Source organism: Sphingobium sp. FW306-1B-F04DB, assembly GCF_058781925.1.
Genome location: NZ_JBYSXE010000010.1, coordinates 63,426 through 79,807, shown reverse-complemented (window position 1 = coordinate 79,807; position 16,382 = coordinate 63,426). Strand labels below are relative to the sequence as shown.

General features: G+C 66.5%; 10 protein-coding genes. 5 read left to right on the top strand and 5 right to left on the bottom strand.

The window, feature by feature from the left end; translation table 11 throughout:
• Positions 1 to 39: 39 nt before the first annotated feature.
• The gene (gene hutG, locus AC3WJD_RS07470) at positions 40 to 852 is read left to right on the top strand and encodes an N-formylglutamate deformylase (RefSeq protein ID WP_492745939.1); all 813 of its coding nucleotides are present in this window, start codon (positions 40 to 42) and stop codon (positions 850 to 852) included.
• A complete protein-coding gene (hutU, locus tag AC3WJD_RS07465; protein ID WP_492745972.1) occupies positions 852 to 2,516 on the top strand; it encodes a urocanate hydratase in 1,665 nt (554 codons plus the stop codon). Before hutG ends, hutU begins: the two co-directional genes overlap by 1 nt.
• A gap of 128 nt (positions 2,517 to 2,644) precedes the next feature.
• On the opposite strand, the gene AC3WJD_RS07460 is transcribed toward hutU, so the two are convergent.
• The 5 genes from AC3WJD_RS07460 to AC3WJD_RS07440 form a co-directional block, all read right to left on the bottom strand.
• Entirely contained in the window at positions 2,645 to 3,772 is a 1,128-nt protein-coding gene (locus AC3WJD_RS07460; protein ID WP_492745937.1) for a serine hydrolase, read from the bottom strand.
• Positions 3,773 to 3,909: 137 nt separating this feature from the next.
• The gene (gene nagE, locus AC3WJD_RS07455; protein ID WP_492745935.1) at positions 3,910 to 5,628 is read right to left on the bottom strand and encodes an N-acetylglucosamine-specific PTS transporter subunit IIBC; all 1,719 of its coding nucleotides are present in this window, start codon (positions 5,626 to 5,628) and stop codon (positions 3,910 to 3,912) included.
• Entirely contained in the window at positions 5,628 to 8,105 is a 2,478-nt protein-coding gene (ptsP, locus tag AC3WJD_RS07450; RefSeq protein ID WP_492745933.1) for a phosphoenolpyruvate--protein phosphotransferase, read from the bottom strand. The genes nagE and ptsP overlap by 1 nt, the downstream gene beginning before the upstream one ends.
• Positions 8,102 to 10,390: a family 20 glycosylhydrolase gene (locus AC3WJD_RS07445; protein WP_492745931.1), complete on the bottom strand. Its 2,289-nt coding sequence runs from the start codon at positions 10,388 to 10,390 to the stop codon at positions 8,102 to 8,104. The genes ptsP and AC3WJD_RS07445 overlap by 4 nt, the downstream gene beginning before the upstream one ends.
• A 53-nt stretch (positions 10,391 to 10,443) precedes the next feature.
• Positions 10,444 to 13,092 carry a TonB-dependent receptor gene (locus tag AC3WJD_RS07440; protein ID WP_492745929.1) on the bottom strand — a complete coding sequence of 883 codons (2,649 nt, stop codon included), beginning with the start codon at positions 13,090 to 13,092 and terminating at the stop codon, positions 10,444 to 10,446.
• A 232-nt stretch (positions 13,093 to 13,324) separates the two neighbouring features.
• Between AC3WJD_RS07440 and AC3WJD_RS07435 the strand changes: the two genes are divergently transcribed.
• From AC3WJD_RS07435 to nagA, 3 genes are read left to right on the top strand one after another with little or no spacing between them, the layout of a single operon-like run.
• Positions 13,325 to 14,065 carry a GntR family transcriptional regulator gene (locus tag AC3WJD_RS07435; RefSeq protein ID WP_492745928.1) on the top strand — a complete coding sequence of 247 codons (741 nt, stop codon included), beginning with the start codon at positions 13,325 to 13,327 and terminating at the stop codon, positions 14,063 to 14,065.
• Complete coding sequence (locus tag AC3WJD_RS07430) at positions 14,062 to 15,099, top strand: SIS domain-containing protein (RefSeq protein WP_492745926.1); 1,038 nt, start codon at positions 14,062 to 14,064, stop codon at positions 15,097 to 15,099. Before AC3WJD_RS07435 ends, AC3WJD_RS07430 begins: the two co-directional genes overlap by 4 nt.
• Positions 15,099 to 16,229, top strand: coding sequence for an N-acetylglucosamine-6-phosphate deacetylase (nagA, locus tag AC3WJD_RS07425; protein ID WP_492745924.1), 1,131 nt, complete (start codon positions 15,099 to 15,101; stop codon positions 16,227 to 16,229). The genes AC3WJD_RS07430 and nagA overlap by 1 nt, the downstream gene beginning before the upstream one ends.
• Positions 16,230 to 16,382: the final 153 nt, after the last annotated feature.

Here is a 16,382-nt window from a genome sequence, read left to right as displayed (position 1 = left end):
CTTCGCGTGGTCCCCCTCCCCGTTCCGGGGAGGAACTATATGACCGACTGGCTCACCGTCATCCGCGGCGATGCGCCGCTGATCGTCAGCGTACCCCATGCCGGCACCCATATCCCCGCCGATATCGCGGACGGGCTCGTCTCGACCGCGCTCGGCGAGCATGACGCCGACCTGTACGTCGATCGGCTCTACGCCTTCGCCACCGGTCTCGGCGCGACGGTGATCCGCACCGCGATTTCGCGCACCGCGATCGACATGAACCGCGATCCCTCGGGCGCCTCGCTCTATCCCGGACAGGCGACGACGGGGCTCTGCCCGACCGAGACCTTTGACGGCGAACCGCTCTACAAGGCGGGCCACGAACCCGATGACGCCGAAATCGCGCGCCGCCGCGATCTCTATTTCGCGCCCTATCATGCTGCGATTGCCGGCGAGATCGAACGACTGCGCGCGCATCATCCGCGCGTCGTGCTCTACGATGCGCATTCGATCCGCAGCCATGTGCCCCGCCTGTTCGATGGCGAGCTGCCGCAGTTCAACATCGGCACCAACGGCGGCGCGAGCTGCGACTCTGAACTGACCGAATCCGTGGTAGATGCTTCGCTTTTTCACAAGCAGGACGGGCAATGGTCCGGCGTGGTGAACGGCCGCTTCAAGGGCGGCTGGATCACGCGCCACTATGGCCAGCCTGAAAGCGGTGTCCACGCGATCCAGATGGAACTCGCGATGCGCGGCTATCTCGACGAGGCGGCAGCGTGGCCGCCCGCCTGGGACGCAGCGCGCGCCCAACCCCTGCAAGACATTCTGCAGCAGGTGCTCGCCGCCTGCCTGACCTTCGCGAAAGGCCAATGATGACCCGACTCGACAACAGCCGTTCCATCCGCAGCCCCCGCGGCACCGAGCTCAATGCGAAAAGCTGGCTCACCGAAGCCCCCCTGCGCATGCTCATGAACAATCTCGATGCCGAGGTGGCCGAGAACCCGCACGAGCTTGTCGTCTATGGCGGCATTGGCCGCGCCGCGCGCGACTGGGAGAGCTTCGACAAGATCGTCGCCGCGCTGAAGCAACTGGAGGACGACCAGACGCTCCTCGTCCAGTCGGGCAAGCCCGTTGGCGTCTTCCGCACGCACAGGGACGCGCCACGCGTGCTCCTCGCCAACTCCAACCTCGTGCCGCACTGGGCGACGTGGGAGCATTTCAACGAGCTCGATAAAAAGGGTCTGGCGATGTACGGCCAGATGACCGCGGGCTCGTGGATCTATATCGGCACGCAGGGCATCGTTCAGGGCACCTACGAGACCTTCGTCGAGATGGGACGCCAGCACTACAATGGCGACCTTTCGGGCAAGTGGCTGCTAACCGCGGGGCTTGGCGGCATGGGCGGCGCGCAGCCGCTCGCCGCGGTGATGGCGGGCGCCTCGTGCCTCGCGATCGAATGCCAGCCGAGCCGAATCGAGATGCGTCTGAAGACGCGCTATCTCGACCACGCCGCGAACAGCATCGACGAGGCGCTCGAACTCATCGAAAAGGCCTGCGCGGAGAAGCGCGCGATCTCGGTCGGTTTGCTCGGCAACGCCGCCGAGATCCTGCCCGAACTCTATCGCCGCGGCGTGCGTCCCGACCTCCTGACCGACCAGACCTCGGCGCACGATCCGGTCAACGGCTATCTGCCGAAGGGCTGGACGCTCGAACAATGGTTCGAGGGTCGCGAGCGCGATCCGCAGGGCGTGGCCAGGGCCGCCAAGGCCTCGATGGCCGAGCATGTCCGCGCGATGCTCGACTTCCGCGCCGCGGGCGTGCCCACGGTCGACTATGGCAACAACATCCGTCAGGTCGCCAAGGACGAGGGCGTCGAGAACGCGTTCGATTTCCCGGGCTTCGTCCCCGCCTATATCCGCCCGCTCTTCTGCAGGGGCGTCGGCCCCTTCCGCTGGGCGGCGCTCTCGGGGGATCCCGAGGACATCTACAAGACCGACGCAAAGGTGAAGGAACTGCTGCCCGATAACCATCACCTCCACAACTGGCTCGACATGGCACGGGAGCGCATCCAGTTCCAGGGCCTGCCCGCACGCATCTGCTGGGTCGGTCTCGGCGATCGCCACCGCCTCGGTCTCGCCTTCAACGAGATGGTGAGGAACGGTGAGTTGAAGGCGCCGATCGTGATCGGCCGCGATCACCTTGATTCAGGCTCGGTCGCGTCGCCCAATCGCGAAACCGAGGCGATGATGGATGGTTCGGACGCGGTCAGCGACTGGCCGCTGCTCAATGCCTTGCTCAACACCGCGAGCGGCGCGACCTGGGTATCGCTCCACCACGGTGGCGGCGTGGGCATGGGCTATTCGCAGCACAGCGGCATGGTCATCGCCTGCGACGGCACCGAGGAGGCCGACCGTCGCATCGAACGCGTGCTGTGGAACGATCCCGCGACGGGCGTGATGCGCCATGCCGATGCGGGCTATGACATCGCCCGCGACTGCGCGCGTCAGCACCAGCTCGACCTTCCGGGGATCCTGTAACGCAGATCTTCCCCGAGTCGGGGAGGTGGCAGCCCGGAGGGCTGACGGAGGGGCCGCGCTGAACTTAGAGCCGCCCCTCCACCATGCTTCGCATGGTCCCCCTCCCCGTTCCGGGGAGGATCTGAAACTCAATCCGCGCCGAGCGGCCGGGTGGCGTGGTTTGAGATCACCGCGCGGGTGACGGCCTGCATCAGGCTCATCCGTTCGGGGATCGAGCGCCGCGTCGATCCGATCATCACCGCGACCGCATAGGTCCGGCCGTCGGGGGCGGTGAGCAGACCGACGTCGTTATACCCCGTCGAGACACCGCCGAGCTGCTGCCCCGTGCCCGTCTTGTGCCCAAACGACCAGCCGCCGACCACGCCGCCACGCAGGCGATTTGGCCCGGTGCGCGAGGCCTGCATCGTCGTGATCAGATAATCGGTCGATCGCGGAGACAGCAGTTCGCCACGCTTCAGCTTGGCGAGCGCATTGACCATGCCGATGGCGGTCGCCCCATCGGGTGGATCGGCGAGATAGCGGTCGAGCGCGGCCTGCCGCGTGCTCATCGGCAGGTTGGCGCGCGCCGTATAGAAGGCGTTGCCAACCGAATATTCCTGCTTCCAGCTGAGCCCGGCGGTGCCGCTCTGCAGCAGGCGCTCCCCTGGACCAAAGCGGATATCGAGGATGCCGTGGCTGGTGAGGAAGGAACGCACCGCGCTCGGCCCGCCCACGCGGCGCAGCAGCGAATCATTGGCGGTATTGTCGCTCTGCGTCATAGCGCGCGTCAGCAGGCTCGACACCGACTCGCGATACCCGTCCTTGCCGACGAGATCGCGGATCGGCTGATGGAACAGCGTCAGGTCGCTCCGCGTGATCGTCACCATGTCGGTGAGCGCGATGCGCCCCTGATCGACCCCCTCGAGCAGCGTCGCCGCGACCCAGAGCTTGCTTACGCTCTGCTGCGGCAAGGGTTGGCGGCCATTATAGTCGATCACCCAGCCCGCATGGACATCGCGTACTGCAATGCCGACGGTGCCGCTGAAGCTGGCGCCGAGCGAACGGATCGTTGCCTGCAGCGCTGCGGGTGCGACCTCCGGAACGGGGCGCTGTACCACGGGAAGCGGCGTCGGGCGCGGCTGCGCGGGACGCGGCGGCATGGGGCGCGGTGCCGGCCGCGGCACCTGCGCGACCGGACGTGCGCCCGGCGAGGCGGGAACCACCGTCGCACAGGCCGAAAGGCTGGCGAGAGCCGCCAGCGCGAATAGCCGCTTCAATTTCAATCTAAACCCGGAACGCCCGGCGCGAACTGCGCTCATACCCCGCTCAATCTCCAAACCAGACCATGCCCCGGCCCGATTCTGGCAGTATATCACGCCGAAATGAATCCCCGCTGATCGCAGGGGCGGCACGGTTAGCCCCGTCGGGGGGCGATCCTTGCATGGAGATCGGCAGCGAGTGCCTCGGCACCCGCCCCCCCGAGCAGGTGGACGCTGCGGGGCGAGGCGAAGGTCGCGCCGCGCCCTAAGCCGGCGAGCACGGCAAGGTCGACGAGCGCGGCATCGGTCACGGCGACCCGCAGCCGCCCGGCCTGCTCCGCGAGCGCAGTGACATTGGCTGCCCCGCCCAGCGCAGCCAGCACGGCATCGACTGCGGGTGCCGCGTGCGGCGCCGCAGTCTCGCGTACCGGCGCACCGCGCAGCCCCGCGCGGATCTCGCCCGCCACCTGATCGGCGACAGGACCGAGCACGACCTGCAGCGCCCCCGGCCCCGGCCGAACCACGCCGCGCACGCCGAGTGCCTTCAACGCGCCCTCGTCGACGCCATCGGCATCGTTGAGCACAAGCCTGAGCCGTGTCGTGCAGGCATCAACCGTCACCAGATTGTCGGCGCCACCCAGCGCGGCGATAAAGCCCTGCGCACGGTCGCCGCCGAGCGCCGGATTGGTCGTCACCTCATGCCCGACGGCCTCGCGCCCCGGCGTCTTGAGGTCGAAACGGACGATCACGAAGCGGAAGGTCGCATAATAGATGAGCGCATAGCCCGCGCCGATCGGCAGCAGCATCCACGGCCTGGTCGCGAGCCCGAAATTGAGCATATAGTCGAACAGTCCCGCCGAGAAGCCGAAGCCGAGCCGGACGCCCAGCAGGTCCATCAGCGCCATCGACAGACCCGTCAGCACCGCATGCACCGCGTAGAGCACGGGGGCGAGGAACATGAAGGTGAACTCGATCGGCTCGGTGACGCCAGTCAGGAACGATGTGAGCGCAAGGCTGAGCAGCATGCCGCCCACCGCCTTGCGGCGCTCGGGCAGCGCCGAGCGGTACATGGCAAGGCACGCCGCGGGCAGGCCGAACATCATGACCGGGAAGAAGCCCGACATGAACTGTCCGGCGGTCGGATCGCCCGCGAAGAAACGCTTGATGTCGCCCGTCGCGCCATTGAAGTCGCCGAGCAGGAACCACGCGATATTGTTGATGATGTGGTGCAATCCCGTAATGATCAGCAACCTGTTGAGCACACCATAGGCAAACAACCCGAAGCTGCCCGCGCTCACCACCCAGCGGCTAAGCGCATCGAACGCGCTCTCGATTGCGGGAAAGCCGAGTCCGAAGCCGATCGCGCCGATCACGCCCGCAAGGCCCGCTGCAATCGGCACGAAGCGCCGGCCGCCAAAAAAGGCGAGATATTCCGGCACCTGGATGTTGGAATAGCGATTGTAGAGCCAGCCCGCGGTCAATCCCGACAATATGCCGGCGGGAACGCTCAGCTTGGCGATCTCCTTCGCCTTCCACGCCGAAACCGCCAGCGCATTTGCAGTGTCTTCCGAAAAGGCTGCGATATCCGGCGGAACCGCCATCAGGGCCTTTGCGCCCTCGATCGTGACGAGGAAACAGACCGCGCCAGCCAGTCCCGCCGCACCATGGTTCTCGCGCGCGAGGCCGACCGCCACGCCGATCGCGAAGAGGATGCCGAGATTGGAGAAGATCGCATCGCCCGCCGCCGCGACGAAAGGAATGCCGAGCAGATCGGGCTGGCCAATGCGCAGCAGGAGAGCCGCGACGGGCAACACCGCGATCGGCAGCATCAACGCGCGGCCCAGCGGCTGCAGACGGTCCAGTGACAGGCGCATCAGCGCTCTCCCTCGATCATGGCGCGAACCTCTTCGGCGGATCCCGCCGCGAGCGTACGCACAGCCAATGCCTTGCAATCTTCCAGCGACAGCCGGCGCACCGCGGCCTTCAGCGCCGGGATCGTCCCGGCAGTTGCGGACAGTTCGGTAACACCCAGCCCGATGAGGATGGCAGCGGCGCGCGGGTCGGAGGCGATGCCACCGCACACACCCGTCCAGCGGCCATGTTTCGCGCCGCCTTTGCAAGTCTCTGCAATCAGGCGGAGCACTGCGGGATGCAGCGCGTCGATCTTGTCGGCCACCGCCGGATTGCCGCGATCGGCGGCAAGTGCGTATTGGGTGAGGTCGTTGGAGCCGATCGACAGGAAATCCGCCTCGGCAGCAATGCTCTCGGCAAGTAGCGCGGCCGAGGGCGTCTCGATCATCACGCCCAGCGGTACCCGGTGGGTCAGCCCCGCGGCCGCCGCCGCTTCGTCAAAGACCGCGCGGACCGCGCGCAGTTCCCCGACATCGACGATCATCGGCAGCATCACGCGGCACTGTGCAACGGGCACGCCGGACAGAATCGCGCGCAGCTGCGTCGCGAGCAGTTCGGGCTTCTGCAGCCCCAGCCGGATGCCGCGATTGCCGAGCGCGGGGTTCTCTTCGTGGGGGAACGGCAGATAGGGCACAGGCTTGTCACCGCCGATGTCGAGCGTGCGGACGATCAGCGGCCGTCCCTTGAGCGCCGCCGCGATCGCGGCATAGCTTTGGCGCTGCTCCTCCTCAGAGGGGGCATCGGCGCGATCGAGGAACAGGAACTCGGTGCGCAGCAGCCCGCATCCTTCAGCTCCGAACCGGACCGCGCGTTCGGCCTCCTCTTCCGAGGCCAGATTGGCGAAGATTTCGATGCGCGTGCCGTCTGACATGATGCAGTCATCCGCGGCGGCCGCCGCTTCAGCCGCGTGGCGCGCGCTGTTGGCGAGCAGCCTCTCGGCCATGTGCTGCAACCGCGCGGGTAGGGGATCGGAATCGAGCGTTCGCGCATCGGCGTCGAGAATCACGGTGCGCCCCTCGGGCACACCAAGTACCCCCGCGCCGGCGGCGACCAGCATCGGCACTCCGGCAGCCGCTGCGAGGATCGCCACATGCGAGGTCGGCCCTCCACGCGCCGTAGCAACGCCGCCGAGCCGCGTGGCATCGAGCGCCATGAATTGCGAGGGCAGCAGCTCATCGGCGATCAGGATCGCGCGATCGGCCAGCCGCGGCATTGCCGGAGCGGTATCACCAAGCAGCTTGGCGATCAGTCGTCGCTCGATGTCGATCAAATCGGCGATGCGCTCGATCAGCAGCGGGTCGCCCGTCGCGCGGATGGCATCGGCCTGCGCGCGCGTTGCCATCCGCCAGGCGTGGCCCGCGCTCTTGCCCCTGCCCAACCAGCTCTGCGCGCCTTCGAGCAGTTCGGGATCCTCCAGCAGCGCGCGGTGCGCCGCCGCAATCTCGGAGGCCGGACCTGTTCCCGCGCCGTCAAGCTCGGCAGAAAGCGCATGCATCGCTTGTTCGAGCGCGGTCGCCTCGTGAACCAGTCCCTCCCCCGCCTCGGGCACCTCGGCATCGGCGGGGCGGAACTGGACCGCAGGCCCGATGGCGAGCCCCGGCGCGGCGCGGACGCCCCTGAACACGGGCCCCGTGGCCGGCATCGCGACATCGGCGACAGCCATCGGCGCGGGCGCCTCATGCGCCTCGCCCATCCCCGTCTCGATCAGCGCGGCGACCGCGGTGACCGCGGCGCGCGCATCGACGCCTTTGCCGGTGATCCGCACGCCGTCGCCATGCTTCAGCGCCAGCGTCATCAGCGCCACCGCACTGCGCGCATTAACCTCGCGCCCATGCGCAGCAAAGCTGACCTGCGCGGCGAAAGGCTTGAGCGTCGCCGCGATCTTCGCCGCCGGGCGCGCATGGACGCCATTGGCCATGGGGATGCCGACTTCGAGCACCGCGGTGTCGTCGCCGACCGCGACCGTGCCCGTCGCGGCGACGCCCTCGGCGATCACCTCCATCAGCGCCTCGCCCGCGCTCACGCTCCGGTCGCAGGCGATCAGCGCGACGCGATACCCTTCATTGGCAATCACGATCGGTGTGATCAAACTCTTGGCGCGCGCCGCCACGGCATCGAGATCAAACGCGATCAGCGCATCGCCTGTCGCAACGCGCGCGCCGTCCTTGACCTTTGCGACAAATCCCTCGCCGCCGAGCCCCACGGTCTCCAGCCCGATATGGATCAGCAGTTCGGCACCGTTGGCAAGCCTGAGCGTCACCGAATGCCCCGTCGGTGCGACCGCGATCACCTCGGCATCGGCGGGCGCGCGCAGCACTCCGTCGAGCGGATCGATCGCGATTCCGTCTCCCATCATCCGCTCGGCGAAAACGGGATCGGGCACCTCGTCGAGCGCGGCTGCCCATCCGGCAAAGGGCGCTGCGACACGAACCGTGTTCATGGGCGCGGGATCAGCTGGACCGCGTCGATCGCCCACATCGGGCTCGGTCCCTTCGCGGTGTAGGTGAAGCAAAGGTCATGGCTCCCTGGGCGCGGCGCGATCGGCGCCTTGAGCGTGGTCAGCGCGGGATTGCTGGCGGCGGGCTTAAACGGAAGCACAGCGATGCGCTCGCCGTCGCAGCCGTCGATACGGACCTCGACCTCGCCTTCGGGCGTCGCGGGCGGGCGAAAGATGATCTTCTCGATGTCCTTGCCGATCTGGAAGTTGAACGGGATCTGCCCGACATCGACAGCGATTTCGCTTATGCCGTCAAGAGGCGCCGCCTCGTAGATCCAGCAAGGTTTCATGATGTCGATCAGGAAAACGGCCCGCGGGCCGTCGGCAGGTGCATCGTCCTCGAGCTGGAGCGCGATGTCGTTAGAGCAAAGTTTGAGCTGCGTATCATCGCGATGTCGCACCGAAAGCGCGTCCACTGTCTGATCGAGGCTGCCCGGCAGCGCGTTGCCGTGCCTGAAGGAAGCCGCGCGCAGCCGCGTCGGGATGGCCAGCGTCAGCGGGGCGGCATAGACTCGCGAGTTGGCCTGCGGCGCGCTGCCATCGGTGGTGTAACGGATCTCCGCGCCGATCTGGTTGGCGAGCGTCGCCTCCGCTCTGCCGCCCGGTACAGGCCCGAGCGTCGCATAAGGCGCGAAGGCGCTTGTCGCGGCCTCGAGCCCGAGCGGTTTCATGCGATCCAGCTGTGGCACGAGCCGGTCCACGAAGCCGTCGAAATCGCGCGCCTTTGCAGCCGACCACCCCAGTTCGGCGACCGCCGATGCGCGCGGCCAGGCGCTCCATGCGACGCGCGCGTCGGTGCGCATATGCTCGGTCCACAGATTCGCCTGGAGCCCGAGGATATGGCGCTGCTGGTCACCCGTCAGCGTATCGGGCGCGGGGTCGAAGGCATAGACGCGCGCCAGCGTCATCGGATCGCCGCGGCCCGGCGGCTCCATACCTGTCGTGCCCTGACGATGGTTGAGGTAGAGCACCGGCGCGGGCGAGAGCACCGCGTCGTGCCCCGCCTGCGCGGCGGCGACCGCGCCCTCGATCCCGCGCCACGACATGACCGTGGCATTGGGGGCAAGTCCGCCTTCCAGAATCTCGTCCCAGCCGATCAGGCGCCGGCCCTTGCTCGCGAGGAACCTTTCCATCCGCTGGATGAACCAGCTCTGCAACGCGTGCTCGTCCGCGATGCCGAGCGCGTTCATCTGCGCCTGGATGCGGGGCGACGCTTTCCACTGGTCCTTGACCGCCTCGTCACCGCCGACATGGATATATTCGGACGGGAAGAGCGCCATCACCTCCGTCAGCACATCCCGCAGAAATCCGAACGTGCCGTCCCCGACGTTGAACAGATAGGGAAAGACGCCCCAGTCGGATTCGATACCCGACGGCGGCGTCACGCCGGTCCCGAGTTCGGGATAGGCCCGGATCGGCGCGAGCGCATGGCCGGGCATTTCGATCTCGGGAACGACCGTGATGTGGCGCGCCGCGGCATAGGCGACGATCTCGCGGATCTGCTCCTGCGTGTAATAGCCGCCCGTCCGTGGCAGTTTCGGCGCGCCCGGCGCCGATGCCGGCGTGCGCCACGCACCCGTCTCGACGAGCCTGGGATATTTCCGGATCTCGATCCGCCAGCCCTGGTCGTCGACCAGATGCCAGTGAAAGGTGTTGAGCTTGTTGACAGCCATCCAGTCGATGAAGCGCTTGATGAAGTCGGGCGACTGGAAATGCCGCGCACTGTCCAGCATCAGACCGCGCCAGCGGAAGCGCGGGGCATCATCGATCCGAATGGCATTTATGGCATCACCACCGCTCGTGGCGAGCTGCCAGAAGGTGACGGCGCCGTAAAACAGGCCGGCATCGTCGCTGGCGGCGATGGTCGTGCCGTCGGGGCGGACGTCGAGCCGATAGGCCTCCTTGGCCAGACCTTTGATCCGATCGAAGCGGATCGCGCCCTTGGCTGGGCGGCCCGTTATCGCGAGACGAAAGCCACGATTGATGAAGAGCAGGTCGGCCAGTCTTTCGGCGGCCGCGCGCGCGCGCGCATCCCCCGCGGGAACGACGATCACGCTTTTGTCCGTCAGTCGGAAGCTGCCCTGTGACGGCGCAATCGATTGGGGAAGCGGAAGCAGGGATGGCGCGCCCGCCGGCCCGGCAAGCGCGGCCGAAGCGCACGTTGCTAGCAGGATACCGGCTGCGAGGAGGGTGAAGCGATCGTTCATGATGCGCGAGCCGGAAGTCATTCAGTGTCCTCGGATCAGCAGGGCGGGCCGCAGAAACGGCCCGCCCATCCTGATCAGAACTTCAGACGGGCGCCAACAAAGAACTGCCGTCCATTGTCGTAGATCGCGCGCGGGCGAACCGTGGTGCCCGAAAACTGCACGATCTTTTCGTTGGTCAGGTTCACCGCATCGGCGGTCAGCGCGATATTGTCGGTGACGTTGAACACGAACGCTGCATCGAGCCCTTCAAGCGCCGCCTGGTTGAGCGGAGCCGCGCGGTCGATGTTGATGAAGAACTTCGACCGGTAGTTGTACGACAGGCGCGCGCTGAACATGTCGGTCTCGTAATAGCCCGTCACGTTGAGCGAATGCTTGGAGTTGCCCGGGATCGGATCGCCGTTGTCGGCCTTGGCGTCCGAATAGGTATAGTTGAAGACCGCACCGAAGCCGCCCCAGATCGGCCGCGAAACCTGGAACTCGATGCCCTGGTTGCGCCCGCCCGGGCCATTGGAAGGGCGGTTGATCTGGTACGGACAATCGAACAGGCCCGGGCTTCCCGTGATCGGCGTGCAGACCGCGGGCTGGGTGCCCGGCACGAACTGGCCCGGGAAGACCTCGGTCGTGGTCTGGTTGACGATATAGGATCCGATGTCCTTGTAGAAGGCCGCCAAAGCCACGATCGTCTCGCGATCGGGATACCATTCGAGCGAAATGTCGTATTGGTTCGCGCGGAACGGATCGAGATCCGGATTGCCGCCGTCACCCGTCAGCGTGGTGCCGTTGAGGTTGACGCCCGCGGTCACCGCCTGGAAGTCGGGACGCGCCACGACGCGACCCGCGGCAAAGCGCAGCACGATCTGGTCGGTCACGTCGATCGACAGGTTCGCGCTGGGCAGGACGTCGGTGTAGGACCGCTCGATCGTGACCGGGGTGAAGTTGCCGAACGGGCTGGTGTTGGTCGGGTTGGGCGCACCCAGCAGGTTGCCGTTCGAGGTCTGGTCGGTCCTGATGACGCGGACACCGAAATTGCCCTTCCAGCCCTCACCGCCGAACTTGGCCATGCCATAGCCGCCATAGGTCTTCTCGTTGACCGAGAAGGTATTGCCGGGAACGACGAAGCGGGTGCGGTTGGCCGCCGGCTGCGCGCTGAAGATATCCTTGAGCTTGCGCTGGTCGACCGTCCAATAGTCGGTGAGCGTGCCCGGCGAGGCGATGTTCTTCAGGAAATTGCCCGGCGTCAGCTCGCCGCTTGCAAAATCGGCGGCCGTGCAGAGCGCTGCGCCACAGGTCAGGCCGGTCACGAATGGATCGAAGGACGTGCTCATCCACAGCGCGCTGCGATCGTGATCAGCATATTTGAACCCGAATTTCAGTGCGTTCAGCGGACCCCAATCGACCCCCTGCTCGACGTCGACGTAGATATATTTCTCTTCGTCGTCGCTCTTGACCGTCGGCAGGCGCGCAAAGTCGATGAGCATGTTCGCGGGCGAGGTCGCGTCGGGGACGAGCACGGCCCCCGAGGGCGCCTGGGTGGTGATGTCGAAGGTGATCGAACCGGGCGCGGCGGTCTCGAGGAAATACTCGTTGACCGTGTCGCCATCGGCCTTGGTCCAGCCGCCCTTGGCGTGGATGGTCGTATTCTCGGCGGGCCTGTAGGTGACGTCGAGATCGATCGACATCGTCTTGGCGACCGCCTGGCGGCTGATCGCGTCGAACACGACCGCGCGGCTGCCGGGGAGCGAGGTCACGCCGGCAGAAACGAGCGTCCCGTCCTCGAATACCGGATTGGTGACGGTGCCGCCGTCGCCAATCGCGCGGCCGGGCCAGAGCAGATAGTTCTGGTTGTAGTTGTCGGCGTTGAGTCGCGAATAGAGGCCCGTGAGGTTGATCTCCAGCGCGTCCGACGGGCGGAACTGGATACCGATATTGCCGCCATAGCGTTCCCGGTCCTGGCGGAACAGCGCCGAGCCGATCAGCGCGGGAACCGCCACGCTCTGCCCCGCCACGGTCCGCGTGTCGTAGCCGAGCACCTCCACGCCATCGCGCCGGGTTTCGCGTTTCTGATAGATGGCGCCGAGCAGGATGCCGAAGGTTTCATCGGCATTTTTCCAGCTCACCAGGCCCGAAAGCTGCGGATCGAATGAGCTGGAGCGGTCCGAATAGACGCCCTGGATCGAGCCGGTGAAGGTGAACGGGTCAAGGTCGAGCGGGTTGCGCGTGTGGACGTTGATGGTAGCGCCGACGCCGCCTTCCTCGATATCGGCCTGCGAGCTCTTGTAGACCTCGAGCTGACCCACGACGTCCGAGGGCAGGATGAGGTAGTTGAAGCTGCGGACCGACGCGAGCTGGTCGAGGATGAACCAGTCCGCGGTCGCCACGGAGTGGCCGTTGAGCAGTGTCTTGGTGAGGTTGGGCGCGGTGCCGCGAACCGAAACGCGCTCGCCTTCGCCAAACTCGCGGTTGACGACGATGCCCGGTACGCGCTGCAGCGCTTCGGCGACGTTCTTGTCGGGAAACTTGCCGATGTCCTCGGCGGTGATGACGTCGGCGACGACGCCCGAATTGCGCTTTGCGTCGATCGACGCTGCCTGTGAGGCACGAAAGCCCGTGACGATGATCTCGTCACCTTCGGTCGGCGCAGCCTCCTGCGCCCAGGCACCGCCGGCACTCGCCATGAAGGCGAGCACGCTCGCCGAACCTGCGAGGAATTTGTGCAATGTCATCTCAGCCTCTCCCCTTCCCTGGCACGTCCTTTTGGACTTCATGCCAATCTGTAACCAATGACAGACCAATGACAGGACCATCAACCAGACCAATCCCGTCGTCAAGTGACTTCGTGACAATTTTTTTGCGTTTTTCGAAATTATCTGTTGGCAAGAGGTAATCAATTGGTCTTATATGAACGGCAGGGGGCGCTCACGCCCGGAAACGAAAGACACTGGGAGACCGGAGGCGATGAGCCTGGCCGAGCAGATCGGATCGCTGGACACCAACGGCCATGCGCCGCTCTACCAGCGATTGCAGCAGGCGTTGCGTCGCGCGATCGAGACACAGATGCTCAAGCCCGAGGAGGCCCTGCCGCCCGAGCGCGACCTCGCGAGCGATTTCGAGGTCTCGCGCATCACCGTCCGCAAGGCGCTCGACGGGCTGGTCAACGAGGGGATGCTCACGCGCCGCCAGGGCGCGGGCACATTCGTCGCCGGTCGCGTCGAAAAGCAGTTTTCCAAGCTCACGAGCTTTTCGGAGGACATGGCGACGCGCGGCCGCAGCGCACGCAGCGAATGGCTGAGCAAGTCCGAAGGCGCGGTCACCTCCGACGAATCGTTGACGCTGGGGCTGAGCCCGGGCACGCGCGTCTTCCGCTTCAACCGTATCCGCTATGCCGACGAGATGCCGATGGCGCTCGAATATTCGACGATCCTCGGGACCGCGCTACCATCGGCAGATGCGGTCGACGCGTCGCTCTATGCCGCACTCGAGGCCGCCGGGAACCGTCCGGTGCGCGCGCTCCAGCGGCTGCGGGCGGTACTGTTCAACGCCGAACAGGCGAAGCTGCTGGCCATCGAGCCGGGGGCGCCCGGCCTGTTCATTGAACGACGCGGCTATCTCGAGGACGGTCGCCCCGTCGAGATGACGCATAGCTGGTATCGCGGCGACGCCTATGACTTTGTAGCAGAGCTGAACGCGATCACATGAGTCTCCCCGTTCCCGAGGCCACCAGGATGTTCGCCGAGGCACGCGAAGCGGGTGCGGCCATTGCGCAGCAGCGCGCCGCCAATGCCGACCGCATCGCAGCGCTTGCCGAGCGGCTTCGCCGCCAGCCCCCTTCAGCGGTGCTGACATGCGCGCGCGGCAGTTCGGACCACGCCGCGACCTTCGCCAAATATCTGATCGAGACGCGGCTGGGCGTCGTCACCTCGTCCCAGGCGCCCTCGATTGCCTCGGTTTATGGCGTGTCGCCACGCGCCGCCGACGCGCTGTGCCTTGCCATCTCGCAATCGGGCAAGAGTCCCGACCTGCTTGCCACCGTCGCGGCGGCGAAGGGCGCGGGAGCGCTCAGCGCCGCGCTCGTCAATGTCGAGGATTCGCCGCTGGCGCAGCTCGCCGACGCGGTTCTGCCGCTGGGCGCCGGCCCCGAACTCAGCGTCGCGGCGACCAAGAGCTATATCGCGACGCTCGCGGCGCTGGTCGATCTCGTTGCGGCCTGGAGCCGTGATTCCGCGCTTTCCGACGCGCTCGATGCCGCCCCCGCGCAGCTCGGCCAGGCCTGGGACGCCGACTGGTCGCCGCTCGTCGACCGGTTCAGGAACGTGCGCGGACTCTATGTCATCGGGCGCGGGCTCGGCCTTGGCATCGCGCAGGAAGCAGCACTCAAGTTCAAGGAGACCTGCGGCCTTCATGCCGAGGCGTTCAGTGCCGCGGAGGTAAGGCACGGCCCGATGGCGCTCGTCGGCCCCGGCTTTCCGCTGCTCGTCTTCCGCCAGTCCGACGAGACCGAGAGCAGCATCGACGATCTGGTTTCCGGGGTGGTCGCGCGCGGCGGGGAGGTGCTTGTCGCCGGCCCCGCCGCCAAAGGCGCGATCCAGCTGCCGTCTGTGAAGGCGCATCCCGCGATCGAGCCGATGCTCCAGATCCAGTCCTTCTACCGCGCCGCCAATGCGCTTTCGATTGCGCGCGGCTTCAACCCCGACACACCGCCCCATCTGGCCAAGGTCACGGAAACCGTCTGATGCCGTTCGCACTCGTCAACGCCCGCGTACTGACCGACGAGGGCTTTTCAGAAGACAGCGCAGTCATAGTGGACGGATCGAGGATCGCGGCGGTCGTAGCGAGCGCTGAAATTTCCGCAAATAGCGAACGCCACGATCTGGCTGGCCGGATGCTCGTGCCGGGCTTCATCGATTCGCAGGTCAATGGCGGCGGCGGCGTACTGTTCAACGATTCGCCCACGGTTGAGGCGATTGCCGCGATCGGCGAGGCGCACCGCCGCTATGGCACGACGGGCTTCCTGCCCACGCTGATCAGCGACGACCTCGAGGTCGTGCGCCGCGGCGTGGCTGCGGTCGATGCCGCGATCGAGGCGGGCGTGCCCGGCGTGATCGGCATCCATATCGAGGGGCCCTTCCTCAATGTTGCACGCAAGGGCATCCACGACCGTTCCAAGATCCGCGCGCTCGATGATGAGGGATTCGCCACCGTTACAGGGCTCAAGCGCGGACGGACGCTCGTCACGCTCGCCCCCGAGCAGACGACGCCCGAGATGCTGCGGCGGCTCGCGGCTGCGGGCGTCATCGTCGCCGCCGGCCATACCAATGGCCGCTATGCCGAGATTCGTACGGCGCTCGACAATGGCCTCAGGGGCTTCACGCACCTGTTCAACGCGATGTCCCCGCTCACCTCGCGCGAACCGGGCGCGGTGGGCGCGGCGCTCGAGGATATGGAGAGCTGGTGCGGGCTGATCGTCGACGGGCGCCATATCGATCCGGTAACGATGCGCCTTGCGCTGCGCTGCAAGCCCGCCGACCGCTTCATGCTCGTGACCGATGCGATGCCCAGCGTCGGCATGGTCGACAAAACCTTCGTGCTTCAGGGGCAGACGGTAAAGGTGGTCGACGGCGTGTGCGTCAATGCCGACGGCACGCTCGCGGGATCGGACCTCGACATGGCGGGCGCGGTGCGCAATTCGGTCGCGATGCTGGGCGTGTCGCTGGAAACCGCGATCGGCATGGCGAGCCGCAATCCCGCCGAATTTCTGGGCATTGGGCACGAGACCGGCAGCATCGCACCGGGGCTGCGCGCCGACCTCGTCGCGCTTGATGATGACGGCAATGTGACTCAAAGCTGGATTGCGGGCCGCTGATCGGCTAGCTGGATCCCGAGTCGCCAGTGGCCGCTCTCCGTCCGCCGGAAATGTTCGAATTTCCCTGTAATCCGCGGGGATTTGACGTTGACAGCGGAGCGTTCGGAAGCTAACGGGCCACTTTCCCGCGCGGGGGTTTGACCGTGGTCGATC

Bases quoted from the DNA above. Each gene is read 5' to 3' on its own strand.
- ptsP (WP_492745933.1), bottom strand. From the start codon at position 8,105: ATGAACACGGTTCGTGTCGCAGCGCCCTTTGCCGGATGGGCAGCCGCG.
- AC3WJD_RS07430 (WP_492745926.1), top strand. From the start codon at position 14,062: ATGAGTCTCCCCGTTCCCGAGGCCACCAGGATGTTCGCCGAGGCACGC.
- AC3WJD_RS07440 (WP_492745929.1), bottom strand. From the start codon at position 13,092: ATGACATTGCACAAATTCCTCGCAGGTTCGGCGAGCGTGCTCGCCTTC.
- nagE (WP_492745935.1), bottom strand. From the start codon at position 5,628: ATGCGCCTGTCACTGGACCGTCTGCAGCCGCTGGGCCGCGCGTTGATG.
- AC3WJD_RS07435 (WP_492745928.1), top strand. From the start codon at position 13,325: ATGAGCCTGGCCGAGCAGATCGGATCGCTGGACACCAACGGCCATGCG.
- hutG (WP_492745939.1), top strand. From the start codon at position 40: ATGACCGACTGGCTCACCGTCATCCGCGGCGATGCGCCGCTGATCGTC.
- AC3WJD_RS07445 (WP_492745931.1), bottom strand. From the start codon at position 10,390: ATGACTTCCGGCTCGCGCATCATGAACGATCGCTTCACCCTCCTCGCA.
- nagA (WP_492745924.1), top strand. From the start codon at position 15,099: ATGCCGTTCGCACTCGTCAACGCCCGCGTACTGACCGACGAGGGCTTT.
- hutU (WP_492745972.1), top strand. From the start codon at position 852: ATGACCCGACTCGACAACAGCCGTTCCATCCGCAGCCCCCGCGGCACC.